A 14157-nucleotide genomic window follows, 5' to 3' on the forward strand; every position below is an offset into this window, starting at 1 on the left:
ACAAAAACACTAATTTAGAATTAGTATTCATCCTGTACTAAGTATTGATTATCAGACACATTACTGTTTTTCTAATTATTTTTTTATTTAATTTTAATTAAAGAAAAGTAACCCAAAAAACAAAACAATTATGTCTGATCAAGTTCAATTAATCCCTAATGATTCCCTCCTTACAAACACTCCTGAAGAAGGCCGTCAGTTGGCTGTAAAAATGGCTCGTTTAATTATCAAAATTACACAACCGGACGCTTCAGTAAGAGAAAAATTACGTCCAATTTATGCAGAAGATGCTACAATTCTAATTGCTATTGGACAAACTGTAGCTACAGAATTTGCCACTATTGCTGCCGCAAATAACTACTGGAGAAAATAAAACCTATTACAAAATCACATAACTTTTCAATACATTAAAAGTTACGTGATTCTTTTAAAAACAGAATCCTTTTGATTTAGTTTTTTTAAGTATTTTTAGATTCAAAAATATACTCAGTTTGAGCATAGCTTGAAATCTATTAAATAATAGTTCTTTTTATTACACAAAACTCTCAATGAAATTATTTAAAAATTGGAGAAAATACGCTACAGTAATACTGTTACTTTTTCTATTGATCAATATTATAGCTTTTTTTCATGCTTACAAATTCACACATTTTACAGAAAACGAATCTGTAAAAACAAATAGCCCCGAAAAACTATCTTCATTTGAAAAAGTAAAAACCTTATTCGTTGGAGTTAATAATCCTAAACCCAAAAACACAAAGTTTCCTACTCAAAAATATCAAACCATAAAATTAAAAAGCAATAAAGAAATTGAGTGTTGGTTAATAAAAGTCAAAAACTCAAAAGGAACAATTATTCTATTTCATGGTTACGGCGGAGAGAAATCTTCAATGATTGATAAATCAAATGAATTCGTAAAACTTGGTTTCAACACAATGCTTGTAGACTTTATGGGAAGCGGAAACTCAGCAGGAAATCAAACTACAATTGGCTATAAAGAAGCTGACGAGGTAAAAACAACATTTGACTATTTAACACAAAACGGAGAGAAAAATATATACTTATTTGGAACTTCAATGGGAGCAGTTGCCATCATGAAGTGTATTAATGATTATAAAATAACCCCAAAAGGAATTATAATCGAATGCCCATTTGGGTCAATGTATACAACGGTTTGTACCAGATTTAAAAAAATGAATGCACCAACTTTTCCAATGGCTGGAATTTTACTCTTTTGGGGCGGAATCCAAAATGGATTTTGGGGATTTAGTCATAATCCAACGGAATATGCAAAAAATGTAAATTGCCCAACTTTATTGCTTTATGGAGAAAAAGATAAAAGTGTTAGCCTAAAAGAAATTGATGAAATTTATACGAATTTGAAAGGTCCAAAAAAAATAAATATTTTTAAAAACACAGGACATGAAAATTACCTGATAAAAAATAAACTCGATTGGAATAAAAATGTCTCTGACTTCCTTCTAAATAAAAAAACATTCTAATCTTTACAAAAATGAAACTATTAAATTTACTTTCTCTTTTAATCTATTTCTTACTACAACAATTTCAATGGCTCAGAACAATCAAAACTTTGACTGCAAAATCCTTAAGGATATCAAATTAAAATACGCACACAGGCAAGACAATACTGATTATATTATTATCAAAGACAACAAACATATTGAGAATTTAGAAGGTGGAAAATATTACATTAAATCTGATTTAGAATGGTTAAGCGATTGTGAATATAATGCTAAAATAACAGAAATCACTTTACCGGATTTTCCATTTAAAGTGGGAGAAATCATGAATGTAAAGTTTGAACAAATAAAAAATGATGTTATTTATGGAACTGCAACTATTCGCAATCAAACGTTTCCCTTAAAATTTATAATCCTAAAGTAAAATCCCTTCTTAACATAAAACAAATGCCTAATAATTTAAAAAACAAAATCAATATCTGGCAAGAACTCGCAGAAGAAACTAACGGAACTTTTAAAGAAGGTTATTCCTGGCGATCTGACTCGAACACTATTAATTACAAAAATTGGACAATTGTTTCCGACCACTATAGATTATGGTCAGGAAAACATTCCTCCCAAATGACTCGAGTAATTGCTCCAATTACTCTGAAAGATAATTTTAAATTTGAAATCTATCGTGAAGGATTTGTTCGGAAAATTGAAAAACTTTTCGGAGCACAAGATATAGAAATCGGTTATCCTGATTTTGATAAAGCATTCACAATTAAAAGTAATAATGAATCTAAAATAAAAACGCTATTACGAAACAAAGAAATCCGAAATCTTATTAGTTCTCAAACAGAGGTTAACATTCAAATCTCCAATTACCAAGGAATTTGGGAGAAAGAATTACCAGAAAATGAATTTGAATTATCTTATTTCATCGATGACGAAATCAAAGATATTGAAACTTTAAAATCATTACTTGAGCTTTTTAAATTGATTTTAGATGATTTATATCGGATGAATGCCATTTGCTAAATGAAAATCCAACAACCAAATAAGGAAATTGTGTAATTACTTCTGTAATAAAACAGATAACTTTACTAGTATAAAATCTTATTATGAGAAAGCTATATTACACATTAACGATTTTTATTTTGGCTATTTTAGTTTTATTCTCTTGTAAAAAACAAGAAAATAGTAAACCCGAGAAAGCAAAAAAAACAATTGAATACAAAAAACCGAAATCTATTGGCTTTCATCTGGAAAACACCAAACAATGGCTTAAAATCAATAAAGATGACTCAGTTAAACTTACTATAGCTTATGCTATAAACAGAACCGATAAAGCAAATTTTGCTAAAATAGATTCAGTACTTATTCCTGCTGATTTTAGCGGAGATTTGGTTTATTACCTTCCATTTCCATTGCACGTCGAAGCTTTAGCAGAAGTTTCAAAAGTTTTAATTTTCTCCTATCCCGCTCAGGCTTTTGCAGCTTACGAAAATGGTGAATTGGTTTACACAGGACCAACCAATATGGGAAGAAAAAAAGATCCTACTCCAACCGGATTATTTTTCACCAATTGGAAAGCCGAAAAAACAACCAGTACTTTTAATGACGAATGGGACTTAAAATGGAATTTTAATATCGAAAATAAACTCGGTGTTGGTTTTCACCAATACGAATTACCAGGTTATCCCGCCTCACATTCCTGCTTACGACTACAAGAAAAAGATGCAAAATATCTTTATAAATGGGCCGATGAATGGATTTTGAAAGACAGTGAAAATGTAAAAGTAAAAGGAACTCCGGTAATTGTTTTTGGAAGTTACAATTTTGATAGTCCAAAACCCTGGCTCGCATTAGTTAATGATCCAAAGGCTTTAGATATATCTGAAGCCGAAATTGAAAATCAAGTAAAACCTTTTTTACAGAAAATCTTAGACAATCAAAAAGTCAGAGAAGCGGAGCAAACGACCACTCTCTAAGAATATATATATAAACATTTATAAAATCAGCTAAAGCATATTTAAACATGTTTTAGCTGATTTTTTATTGAAGATAATTTGGTTAAAGCCAATATTAATACCTTTTTAAACCTCCAGCTAAAGCTGAAGGCTATTCAATAATTTAGATTTAATATTACACACCATAAGGTAGACGCACTGCTGTGCGTCTCTACATAAAAGAACTCAGAGCCTTCACAATGAAAATAAACAATTACACATCTGAAACATCCCCCGCACAAGACACACTGCTGTGCACCTCTACGTTAAACCTTTGTCCCTTTAAACCTTTGCAACTTTGAGCCTTTTTCACATAACTAAGTGAACGTTCATTTATTTTTAATATCTTTGTACCATAATTAATTCAAATTATGAGAACAAGAGATACAAATAAGGAAGAAATTGTCAAACAAAAAGCAATCGAAATGCTTGTTTCACAAGGCGTAGAAGGTTTTGGAATGAACAGACTAGCCAGAGAATGCGGCGTTTCTGTAGCGACATTATACATCTACTATTCAGACAAGGAAGATCTTATTCGTAAAATTGGAATCGAAATTGGCAAAAATTTCTTTGAAGAAATGCTTGTTGGATTTTCTTCAGAAATGTCGTTCGTAGAAGGTTTGCGAAAACAATGGGAAAACCGGTCTAAATTTGCAATCAATTTTTCTTTGCAAACCACCTGTTTAGAACTCTTAAAACATTCAAGTTACGGTGACGCCATTTTATCCGAAATTACTTCTGATTTTAAAGATCAAATGACAAAATTCATTACCAAAGCCATCGAAAAAAAAGAGCTTCTCCCTGTTACTTTCGAAGTCTTTTGGAGTATTGCTTATGGATCTCTTTATTCTCTTATAGAACTTCATAGAGAAGGAAAATCAATGTCCGGAAAACCTTTTGTCTTTACTGATGATATTAGAGATGAAGCATTTAATTTGGTTATAAAAGCTTTGACTCCCTGATAAACATCAAAAATTTAATAGCAATCTAAATATAAAATCATATGAATAATTCACTTATAAAAAACAAAAAAATCGCCATCATTGGCGGTGGTCCTGTTGGATTAACAACGGCTAGAATTTTACAAATTAATGGTGCTGATGTAACGGTTTATGAAAGAGACCTAAATAAAGAAGCCAGAACTTCGGGCGGAACATTAGACATACATTCAGATTCCGGACAAAAAGCAATTGAAAAAGCGGACTTGATGGACGAGTTCTATAAATACGCAAGACCAACTGGCGAAAAAATGGCGGATATGCATGGAAACATAACGTCCAGCGAAATGCCAACTGAAAAAAATGCTTATTCACGCCCCGAAATTGACCGAAATGATTTAAGAAAAATTATGTTGGAAAATCTCCACGAAAACACAGTAGTTTGGGACAGTCATTTAACAGACATTGAAAAAATTGGAGAACATTATCATTTAGAATTTAAAAATGGTTTTAAAACAATTGCCGATTTTGTTATCGTAGCAAATGGCGGAAGATCTAATGCAAGAAAATTTGTTACAGACAAAGAACCTCAACTTTCAGGAACTTACATTATTCAGGGCGAAATTGAAAATCCAAATATTGATTACCCTGCTTTCAAACCTAAATACGGCGATGGAAATGTGATGGCAATGGGAGAAAAAAAGATGTTTTATACCCACACTTTACGCGATGGTTCTGTGCATTTTGGAGTTTCGTTTAAAGCAAATGAAGATTGGGTTTTGAATAACGGTCTCGATTTTGAAGATAATATAGCTATAAGAGCATTTTTAAACAAAAAATTTGCGAATTGGAATGACGATTTTAAAACGTTTTTTAATGCTTCTACAGATTTTTCAGGACTACCATTACGCTTATTTTCTCTGGAAGAGCCTTGGAAAAAACATTCAAATATTACGCTTATAGGCGATGCAGCACATTTAATGCCTCCATTTGCAGGTGAAGGTGTCAATATGGGATTAATGGATGCTTATCAATTAACGGAGAATCTGACTAACGGAGAGTTTACAAACCTTCAGGATGCAATTGATGATTATGAACAAAAAATGTTTGGTTATGCCTTAGAAGCTCAGCGTACAACATACCAAATGGAAGAACTGTTACACTCAGATGTTACAACTGAAAAAATCCGAAACAGCCGCGGTGGAGTTTAAAAGATTTTGTTTTTCACCATATAAGTGATATAAGTTCATTGTAGTTAGAATAAATATTATTTTCATTGTAGCTTTTATCATAGTAATCGAAATGACAAAGCAAACGAAAGTGTTATTATGAAAACCATTGCCCTAGCCCCGATAAAAGTGGAAATCCTTTTTATTTTTTCTTTAAAAATAAAAAGATTGTAACGGATAGCGGGATTAGCTCCTAAAAAATACAAAAAAAGGCATAAGAACTAAATCTTATGCCTTTTGTTTTATGTAGAAAACTAAAATTATCTTGAATAATTTGGAGCTTCTTTTGTAATTGTAACATTATGTGGATGACTTTCAGTAATTCCGCTTGACGTGATTCTAACAAAACGTCCTGTTTCTTGTAGAGTCGGAATATCTTTTGAACCACAGTATCCCATTCCGGCACGAAGACCTCCAATGAATTGAAGCATACTTTCGTTTAATTCTCCTTTGTAAGGGACACGACCCACAATTCCTTCCGGAACTAATTTTTTAACATCGTCTTCAACATCCTGGAAATAGCGGTCTTTTGAACCTGTTTGCATAGCTTCAACAGAACCCATTCCGCGGTATGATTTGAACTTTCTTCCTTCAAAAATGATAGTTTCTCCCGGTGATTCTTTTGTTCCTGCTAATAATGAACCTAACATTACACAGTCTGCTCCTGCTGCAATTGCTTTAGGAATATCTCCAGTGTAACGAATTCCACCATCTGCAATAACCGGAACTCCTGTTCCTTTAATAGCTGCTGCTACTTCAAGAACTGCTGAGAATTGTGGGAAACCAACACCTGCAACGATACGAGTTGTACAAATAGAACCTGGTCCTATCCCTACTTTTACTCCATCTGCTCCATTTTCTACTAAATATTTAGCAGCTTCGGGAGTTGCAATGTTTCCAACGATTACATCTATTTGTGGGAATTTTGCTTTTACTTCTTTTAAGGTATTTACAACACCTTCTGTATGTCCGTGAGCGGTATCAATGATAATTGCATCTACACCTGCAGCAACTAATGCTTCTGCTCTTTGAACTGCGTCACCAGTAACTCCAATTGCGGCAGCTACTCTTAAACGACCAAAAACATCTTTGTTAGCGATTGGTTTTTGAGTCAGTTTTGTGATATCTCTAAATGTAATTAAACCAACTAATTCATAATTGGCATTTACTACAGGTAATTTTTCAATTTTGTGACCTTGTAAAACTACTTCGGCTTGTTCTAATGAAGTTCCTTCGGCAACAGTTACTAAGTTTGTACTTGTCATTACCTCAGCAATTGGTCTTGCTCCGTTTTTTTCGAAACGTAAGTCACGGTTTGTAACGATTCCTTTTAGAATTTTGTTTTCGTCAACGATTGGGATTCCACCAATTCCGAATTCTTTCATTGCATTTTTTGCGTCTGCAATAGTTGAGTTCATTGGTAATGTTACCGGATCGATAATCATTCCAGACTCAGCACGTTTTACTCTTCGTACCTTCGCAGCTTGTTGCTCGATGGTCATGTTTTTATGTAAAACACCAATTCCGCCTTCTTGCGCCATAGCGATTGCCATTGCACTTTCGGTAACGGTATCCATAGCAGCTGATACTATTGGAACGTTTAGCGTTATGTTTCGTGAAAATTTTGATTTGATACTCACTTCGCGAGGAAGCACATTCGAGTAGTTAGGTACTAATAATACATCGTCGTAAGTTAAACCTTCGCCGATAATCTTGGAGTTGTGTGCTATCATGGTGCAATTTCTAGTTGAATTGCGTGCAAATATAGTGAATAAATTGGAAACTTGGACACTAACTTATTCATAAATTTGTATTTACAAGAAAGATCTTATAAATATATAAAGCCTAGCCCAGATGAAAATGGAAAGCCACGAGAAGCAAAACTACATTTTTTCATGGGTTTAAAAAGCGACCAACGGAAGCTCTTTTAAAACCTTAGAAAAAAGTGGTTCTGCTCGAGTGCTTGTAATGGACAGCTGGAAATTGCTTCTAAAAAAATTCACCATATTAAGTTATATAAGAAATTATAAGATGAAGGTTCTCTCCCGAAGCCCAATGTCATTAAGTTAAGATATTGTGTTCCATCGGAACACCACATCGGTAGAAAAAAAATGCATCGTGAGAAACATTGTCCCATTGGGACGTTTGAGAAATTGTATATGTAATCTTTTTTTGTTTTTACCAATTATTATTTATAAAATCAAACGTTCCTACGGAACGTAAAAAAACGCCTTATTTATTGGGCTACCAATGAAATGTTCCGGTGGAACAAAACAAGTGATAAGATATTGTACTTAACAATTGTTCTATTGGATTTTTCTTTAACTTAATGATATTACCCGAAGCCTCGAGACGCTCGAACTGACAATTGACTTTTTTCGACAACAATATTAAATGAACTTATATAACTTACATGGTAAAAAATCAGTCTTCGGAATTCTGAAAAACAAAGTTGAAACCAAATTGAAATGCCAAACTATTGGCTTTGGACACGTCTTTATACTCCAGAACATTATTAACAAGAAGATACATATTTAACTTACCGAGTGTTCCCGAAAGTCCCAATCCAATATTTTTATTTGAATATGGATCGATTGTATAAGTAGCTTTAAAATCTAATTTTTCGAAAATACTTCGTTTATAAAAAGCTGTTAGGGCAACATACGGTTCCTTTGGCATTGTCATGGCAAATATCTGCCCTCCAATTGCATTAACATATCTTCTATTTACGCTTCCTTTACAATTACACTCTTCATCAGATCTGGATTCTCCAAAAGAATATTGAATCGATGAATATAATTTTGTTGGACGCCAGGTGGTGTATTTATTGTATAAAGTGTCACGGGGAATGGCTTTATTGAATTCATCAAAAACATCTTCTGGTTTGTCTACTGTGGTAAAAATTGGATTTGCTCCTTTATAATTGTAGGTTCCTTTATAAGTTAATGTTTCAACATCTTTTGATTGTTTTATAAATCCAAAGTCAATTATACTGGCTGTAAATTGTAGATTTTCTTTGAAATAATAAGTAATTCCGGCATCTAAACCCAAACCAAGACTTCCGTTAAAAAAAGTATTGCGAGCAATATCACTCGGAATACTGCCATCATATTCATCCTTTGTAAACTTACTAATACCTGATGTTTTTAATTCGAGATTTGATGATATTACCTGGTTGTAAAGATTTGGTGAATTGGCATTTTGTCCGGTGTAAATAAATCCTGAATTTCGGGTTGATGTAGCATTGGCGCCACTAGAATAAATTTTTGCTCGTCCGCCTAAGACTAATTTTTCGCTTAGTTTTTTATGAAATCCTACATGTAATACAGAAAGTACCTCGGCTCTTAAATTCAGATCAGCCAGATTAAATGATTTTCCTATATATTTTTGATTTCCATCAACGGCCAAAATAGCAAGGTCTTTGGGGAAATACATTAAGAAATCAAATTCCTGATAGACTCCAAACGAAATATAAGATTGACTTTCCCGCCCGCCAACTCTAAAACCTCCTGAGAAAATTTCGAGCTGCTGATTGACTTGAGTTTTATCTTTATTAGAAGAATTATTAATAACATTCCGAACTTTTTCATTGAAATCAACTCCATTATTAGCAAACAAATCATAGGCAGAGAAACTACTTGAACCTAGATTTCCTGAAATCCCGGACAAAATTGGGATTCCAAAATAGAATTTATACGAAACATCAGCTCCCGGATTTACTAATGAAGATTGCGGAATTGAGGTAAAATTATACAACACTTGTTTGTTTTGAGCAAAACAAGAAAGCTGAAAAACTACGAATAAAATCAGGTATCCTTTTCTCATTCTATTTCCATATAAATAGTTGCTCCTGAGCGTAATTTTAAACTTCCTTTGCTACTTGCGTCTAATGGAGGTCCGGCATCCATTATCACAACAAAACCAAGTTTAGCTGTTTTTTTTAAAAGATCTAATCTTTGATTTTCGAATACTTCGGTTGGATATTTTATAATATTTGAAGTACCGGAATAAGCGGGAACCTTATAAGAATCTGTTTCAAGTACCTGATCATTAGCATCCAACAACATTACTTGTATTGTAAAAGACCTGATTATAGTATTTTCAACCTCAAAATTTAGCTCTGCTTTTACCAGATTATCTCTGAAAAACTTATCCTTGAAAGCATTAAACTCACTCACATCATAAAAAGGCTCTAATTCTCCGTCATTTATCAATTGATTTGCCGGAACATTAAAATAAGCCAAGTTTGCTACAAAAACGGGTTTTAATTTGAGATCGTTAACCTGATCAAAATCCAAATTACTTGAACATGAAGAGAAAACAAAAACTAAAAGTAAAACTTTAGAAATCGTATGGGTGAAATTTAATTTCATGACTAAGTTATATTTAAATAATAAGTAACGTTATTTTACAATTACTTATTATCTGTTTTCGTTAGTAAATATAAGTTTTTTATTACATGATAAACTAGTACTACCTCTGTTAAATATCAGTTCTCGAAATTATACTTGTATTTAATACTTTCTCAAGATCATCAATATCTAATAAGTCTTGAATCGTCTTTTCTATACAATCTCTAGTAAGTTCTTTTACGAATAAATCAGGCGGGATTTGGTATAAACCATTAAGATTATTTCCATTCTTTTGATCAAATTCAACAATTTTAGTTAAAACATTATAAGTCCACACATTTATCCCATATTCTCTTCCATCTTTCATTTGAACATGAATATTGCAAAAATCGTTAGTCACGTCCCAATTTCCAGGATCAACTGCTTCAAATTCTAACCAAAGTTCGAAATCCTTCATTAAACTAGTATTTTAGATTATATTTCTAATGAAATTTCCCAAACAATTTTGAAGCTTCATTATAAGCACTTTCAAAGCTTAGAGAATTTAAACCTGTTACTTTTTTATTGGCTGTAAAATATGAAATCAGCTTTTCTGTAGGCATATTTCCAGTCAGTTTATCGGTTGCCATTGGGCATCCGCCAAATCCCTGAATAGCGCCATCAAAACGTGTACAACCGGCATTTGATGCAGCTTCTATTTTCTCGAACCAACTATTTGGAGTGGTATGTAAATGTGCTCCAAACTCGATTTGTGGGTATTTTGGAATTAAATTCGAAAAAAGATAAGTGATTACTTCCGGCGTAGAAGTACCAACGGTATCTGAGAGCGATAATATTTTTACTCCCATTCCCGCCAATTTTTCGGTCCATTCGCCTACGATTTCAACATTCCACGGATCTCCGTAAGGATTCCCGAAACCCATTGAAAGATAGGTTACGACTTCTTTATTTTTTTTATCGGCAATTTCAAGAATTTCTTCGAGTGTTACCAATGATTCTGCGATGGTTTTATGAGTGTTTCTCATCTGAAAATTCTCAGATATAGAGAAAGGAAATCCTAAATATTGAATAGGCTCATGCTCTGCCGCTAATTGTGCTCCTTGTGTATTGGCAATTATAGCAAGCAATTTACTGCTAGTTTGCGAAAGATCTAGCTGTGCCAAAACCTCAGCCGTATCCTGCATTTGCGGAATAGCTTTTGGAGATACAAAACTTCCAAAATCAATGGTATCAAAACCTACACGAAGCAAAGCCTGTATGTATGTGACCTTGTTTTTTGTGGGAATAAAAGTTTTGATGCCTTGCATAGCATCACGTGGACATTCGATAATTTTGATTTTTTTATTCAAAGCTTATTCTTTTGTAATGGCTAAGTTAGTTTCTTTTTTAAAGAAATAAAAGTTATAATTTTCTTTTAATTTTTCTATTACTAAAAAAGGTAATACTTTAAATTATTACCCAATTACGTAATAATAATAAATATTACCGAAAAACGTAATAACAAAAAACATTACGTATATTTGTAATATTAAGTTTATTTATTTTTAATTATATTTGAATTATTATGACTAGTGTAATTACAGGTGATATAATTGATTCGAGACAACAAAATTCTAAGGATTGGGTTGAAGGCTTGAAGAATATTTTAGCTCGTTTTGGAGAAACGCCAGACCAATGGGAAGTGTACAGAGGTGACGAATTTCAAGTTGAAATTAAAAATCCCGAAGATGCTTTATGGTCTGCTATTTTAATAAAAGCACATTTAAGAGCTATAAAATTAGATGCGAGAATGAGTATTGGTTTTGGAGATAAAACCCATGATGCTGAAAAAATATCCGAAAGCAATGGTTTCGCTTTTATACATTCGGGAGAGCTTTTTGAGACTTTAAAAAAACAAAAAGTAACTCTTGCCATGCGAACAGGTGATGTTGCTATTGATGAGAAATTGAATTTGATGATACAATTGGCTTTGACATTTATGGATAATTGGCTTGCACAATCGGCAGAATTTGTAGCTGTTGCCATAGAAAATCCAACTTTATCACAAGAAGAATTAGGTCAAAAATTAGGTATTAACCAAGCTGCCGTAAGCCGAAGACAAAAACGGGCTCAGTTTGATTTGATACTGAATTTAGATCGTTATTTTAGAAAACAAATAAAACAACTTACCGCCACATGATTTTATTTATAAAACTAGTTTTAGCACATTTACTGGGAGATTTTATCTGGCAGCCCAATTCCTGGGTGGCTGATAAAGAATCCAAAAAACACCAAAGTATCTACTTGTATCTCCATATACTTCTGCATGGCGTTTTGGCCGCAATTTTGGTTGGAGAAATTCAATTTATCCCTTATGCTATATTGATTGCCGTGACACACGGAATTATTGATTTAATAAAACTAAATTTTCAAAAAGAAAGCACAAAACGTACCTGGTTTGTTGTAGACCAAATGGTGCATGTTTTAGTTTTAGTTGGGGTTGTGTTTCTGTATAAAGGCGAAACGATAAACTTTCTTTGGTTCAATAATCAGTTTTGGATTTTGATTACGGGAGTTTTATTCATCACAAAACCAACTTCTATTATCATTAAAACAATTATTTCGATCTGGAATCCGGAAACTCAAAACAGCCACGATGACAATTCTCTTGCCAAGGCAGGAAACTACATTGGTGTATTAGAACGTTTGTTTGTATTCTGTTTTATCCTAACAGGACATTTTGAAGCTATCGGATTTTTATTGGCAGCTAAATCTATTTTTAGGTTTGGAGATTTAAAAGAAGCCAAAGACCGAAAACTTACCGAATACGTTTTAATTGGTACTCTGATAAGTTTTGGGACTGCTATTGCAACGGGATTAATCGTGCAGGTTTTGTTATTACAATTGCTGTAAAACTTTTTTGTTGATCGCTTTTATCAAAGCTGGACCTTCATAAATAAAACCGGTATACAATTGCACTAAACTAGCTCCTGCATTTAGTTTTTCGATCGCATCATCTGCAGAATGTATTCCTCCTACTCCAATAATTGGGAATGCTTTATTGCTTTTTTCCGAAAGAAAACGAATCACTTCAGTCGAACGTTTTGTTAATGGTTTTCCTGATAATCCACCCATTTCAGATTGATTTACAGATTGTAATCCGTCTCTTGAAATAGTTGTATTGGTCGCAATTACACCCGCAATTTGAGTCGTTTTTACAATATCAATAATATCTAACAATTGCTCGTCTGTAAGATCCGGAGCAATTTTTAAAAGAATTGGTTTTATTTTTTGAGTGCTTGTTTTCTGCTTTTCTACATTTCTGTTTTGTAGTGTTTGTAACAAAGCTGTCAAAGGTTCTTTGTCTTGTAGAGCTCTTAAATTTGGAGTGTTTGGAGAACTTACATTCACAACAAAATAATCTACATGATCAAACAAAGCATCAAAGCAAATGATGTAATCGTCAACCGCATTTTCGTTTGGCGTTACTTTGTTTTTTCCAATATTTCCTCCAATCAAAACACCTGAATTCTTTTTCAAACGTTCTACAGCTTCCAGAACTCCACCATTATTAAACCCCATTCGGTTAATAATCGCCTGATCTTCTTTCAATCTAAACAAACGTTTTTTAGGATTTCCTTCCTGACCAACCGGAGTCACGGTTCCTATTTCTATAAATCCAAAACCAAAATCTGAAAGCTCTTTGTATAGTTTTGCATCTTTATCGAATCCTGCTGCAAGTCCAACCGGATTTTTGAACTTAATTCCGAAAACTTCACGCTCTAAACGACTGTCTTTTACTTCGTAAATTGATCTGATTATTGATGAAACTCCCGGAATTTTTGAAATGAATTTAACAAATGAAAAAGTAAAATAATGTACTTCTTCTGGATCAAACCAAAAAAGTATCGGACGAATTATCAATTTATACATAAGAGTTGTGTTGTTGTTTTTTCGGTTGCAAATTTAATTATAATACTTGTAAATGAATCATTTTTACAAGAAACAAATCATTAGACCTCTTAAATCAACGTATCTAAATTTAGGAGCCTTATAAAGCACTAAAAATAAAACGATTATAAAATCAAGTTTAGTAATCTTTAAAAAACTTGGCACATTTATAAATATAATCTCCTACGCAAAAACTAATTTTTAACGTTCCAAATTATAAAATGAAACAACGT

The 14157-nt window shown here is 32.8% G+C and carries 15 protein-coding genes; 9 read left to right on the forward strand and 6 right to left on the reverse strand.

Going from position 1 to position 14157, the window contains the following annotated elements; all coding sequences use genetic code 11:
* Positions 1–130: 130 nt before the first annotated feature.
* The 7 genes from CHB81_RS21120 to CHB81_RS21150 all read left to right on the forward strand — a co-directional run bounded on the left by CHB81_RS21120 (position 131) and on the right by CHB81_RS21150 (position 5624).
* Positions 131–373: a hexameric tyrosine-coordinated heme protein gene (locus CHB81_RS21120; protein ID WP_089353823.1), complete on the forward strand. Its 243-nt coding sequence runs from the start codon at positions 131–133 to the stop codon at positions 371–373.
* A gap of 175 nt (positions 374–548) precedes the next feature.
* Positions 549–1502: an alpha/beta hydrolase gene (locus tag CHB81_RS21125; RefSeq protein WP_089353824.1), complete on the forward strand. Its 954-nt coding sequence runs from the start codon at positions 549–551 to the stop codon at positions 1500–1502.
* Between the two features lie 67 nt (positions 1503–1569).
* Positions 1570–1905: a hypothetical protein gene (locus tag CHB81_RS21130; protein WP_089353825.1), complete on the forward strand. Its 336-nt coding sequence runs from the start codon at positions 1570–1572 to the stop codon at positions 1903–1905.
* 23 nt (positions 1906–1928) lie between these two features.
* Positions 1929–2504 carry a hypothetical protein gene (locus tag CHB81_RS21135; RefSeq protein ID WP_089353826.1) on the forward strand — a complete coding sequence of 192 codons (576 nt, stop codon included), beginning with the start codon at positions 1929–1931 and terminating at the stop codon, positions 2502–2504.
* A gap of 83 nt (positions 2505–2587) precedes the next feature.
* The gene (locus tag CHB81_RS21140) at positions 2588–3457 is read left to right on the forward strand and encodes a L,D-transpeptidase (RefSeq protein ID WP_089353827.1); all 870 of its coding nucleotides are present in this window, start codon (positions 2588–2590) and stop codon (positions 3455–3457) included.
* A 389-nt stretch (positions 3458–3846) separates the two neighbouring features.
* Positions 3847–4437, forward strand: coding sequence for a TetR/AcrR family transcriptional regulator (locus CHB81_RS21145; RefSeq protein ID WP_089353828.1), 591 nt, complete (start codon positions 3847–3849; stop codon positions 4435–4437).
* A 41-nt stretch (positions 4438–4478) separates the two neighbouring features.
* The gene (locus CHB81_RS21150; protein WP_089353829.1) at positions 4479–5624 is read left to right on the forward strand and encodes an NAD(P)/FAD-dependent oxidoreductase; all 1146 of its coding nucleotides are present in this window, start codon (positions 4479–4481) and stop codon (positions 5622–5624) included.
* Positions 5625–5902: 278 nt separating this feature from the next.
* Here CHB81_RS21150 and guaB read toward each other — a convergent pair whose 3' ends face one another.
* The 5 genes from guaB to CHB81_RS21175 form a co-directional block, all read right to left on the reverse strand.
* The gene (guaB, locus tag CHB81_RS21155; RefSeq protein ID WP_089353830.1) at positions 5903–7375 is read right to left on the reverse strand and encodes an IMP dehydrogenase; all 1473 of its coding nucleotides are present in this window, start codon (positions 7373–7375) and stop codon (positions 5903–5905) included.
* Positions 7376–8066: 691 nt separating this feature from the next.
* Positions 8067–9467, reverse strand: a complete 1401-nt coding sequence (locus tag CHB81_RS21160; RefSeq protein ID WP_089353831.1) for a DUF5723 family protein — start codon at positions 9465–9467, stop codon at positions 8067–8069.
* Positions 9464–10015, reverse strand: coding sequence for a hypothetical protein (locus CHB81_RS21165; protein WP_089353832.1), 552 nt, complete (start codon positions 10013–10015; stop codon positions 9464–9466). The genes CHB81_RS21160 and CHB81_RS21165 overlap by 4 nt, the downstream gene beginning before the upstream one ends.
* A gap of 109 nt (positions 10016–10124) precedes the next feature.
* Positions 10125–10451 (reverse strand): hypothetical protein, encoded by a 327-nt coding sequence (locus CHB81_RS21170; RefSeq protein ID WP_089353833.1) that lies wholly within the window; start codon positions 10449–10451, stop codon positions 10125–10127.
* Positions 10452–10476: 25 nt separating this feature from the next.
* Entirely contained in the window at positions 10477–11343 is an 867-nt protein-coding gene (locus CHB81_RS21175; protein WP_089353834.1) for a hydroxymethylglutaryl-CoA lyase, read from the reverse strand.
* A gap of 215 nt (positions 11344–11558) precedes the next feature.
* Here CHB81_RS21175 and CHB81_RS21180 point away from each other — a divergent pair, with 215 nt between their 5' ends.
* Both CHB81_RS21180 and CHB81_RS21185 read left to right on the forward strand, forming a co-directional pair.
* Entirely contained in the window at positions 11559–12173 is a 615-nt protein-coding gene (locus tag CHB81_RS21180; RefSeq protein WP_089353835.1) for a SatD family protein, read from the forward strand.
* On the forward strand, positions 12170–12886 hold the full coding sequence (locus CHB81_RS21185; protein ID WP_089353836.1) for a DUF3307 domain-containing protein: 717 nt from the start codon (positions 12170–12172) through the stop codon (positions 12884–12886). Before CHB81_RS21180 ends, CHB81_RS21185 begins: the two co-directional genes overlap by 4 nt.
* Here the strand turns inward: CHB81_RS21185 and CHB81_RS21190 are convergent.
* Complete coding sequence (locus tag CHB81_RS21190) at positions 12872–13906, reverse strand: quinone-dependent dihydroorotate dehydrogenase (protein WP_089353837.1); 1035 nt, start codon at positions 13904–13906, stop codon at positions 12872–12874. The two genes, CHB81_RS21185 and CHB81_RS21190, sit on opposite strands and share 15 nt — an antisense overlap.
* Positions 13907–14157: the final 251 nt, after the last annotated feature.

This window comes from Flavobacterium sp. ov086 (assembly GCF_900187965.1).
In the GTDB taxonomy this organism is placed as follows: Bacteria; Bacteroidota; Bacteroidia; order Flavobacteriales; family Flavobacteriaceae; genus Flavobacterium.

Coding starts and splice junctions, on each gene's coding strand:
- CHB81_RS21180 (WP_089353835.1), top strand. CDS start 11,559: ATGACTAGTGTAATTACAGGTGATATAATTGATTCGAGACAACAAAAT.
- CHB81_RS21170 (WP_089353833.1), bottom strand. CDS start 10,451: ATGAAGGATTTCGAACTTTGGTTAGAATTTGAAGCAGTTGATCCTGGA.
- guaB (WP_089353830.1), bottom strand. CDS start 7,375: ATGATAGCACACAACTCCAAGATTATCGGCGAAGGTTTAACTTACGAC.
- CHB81_RS21135 (WP_089353826.1), top strand. CDS start 1,929: ATGCCTAATAATTTAAAAAACAAAATCAATATCTGGCAAGAACTCGCA.
- CHB81_RS21185 (WP_089353836.1), top strand. CDS start 12,170: ATGATTTTATTTATAAAACTAGTTTTAGCACATTTACTGGGAGATTTT.
- CHB81_RS21160 (WP_089353831.1), bottom strand. CDS start 9,467: ATGAGAAAAGGATACCTGATTTTATTCGTAGTTTTTCAGCTTTCTTGT.
- CHB81_RS21130 (WP_089353825.1), top strand. CDS start 1,570: ATGGCTCAGAACAATCAAAACTTTGACTGCAAAATCCTTAAGGATATC.
- CHB81_RS21145 (WP_089353828.1), top strand. CDS start 3,847: ATGAGAACAAGAGATACAAATAAGGAAGAAATTGTCAAACAAAAAGCA.
- CHB81_RS21120 (WP_089353823.1), top strand. CDS start 131: ATGTCTGATCAAGTTCAATTAATCCCTAATGATTCCCTCCTTACAAAC.
- CHB81_RS21150 (WP_089353829.1), top strand. CDS start 4,479: ATGAATAATTCACTTATAAAAAACAAAAAAATCGCCATCATTGGCGGT.
- CHB81_RS21125 (WP_089353824.1), top strand. CDS start 549: ATGAAATTATTTAAAAATTGGAGAAAATACGCTACAGTAATACTGTTA.
- CHB81_RS21190 (WP_089353837.1), bottom strand. CDS start 13,906: ATGTATAAATTGATAATTCGTCCGATACTTTTTTGGTTTGATCCAGAA.
- CHB81_RS21140 (WP_089353827.1), top strand. CDS start 2,588: ATGAGAAAGCTATATTACACATTAACGATTTTTATTTTGGCTATTTTA.
- CHB81_RS21165 (WP_089353832.1), bottom strand. CDS start 10,015: ATGAAATTAAATTTCACCCATACGATTTCTAAAGTTTTACTTTTAGTT.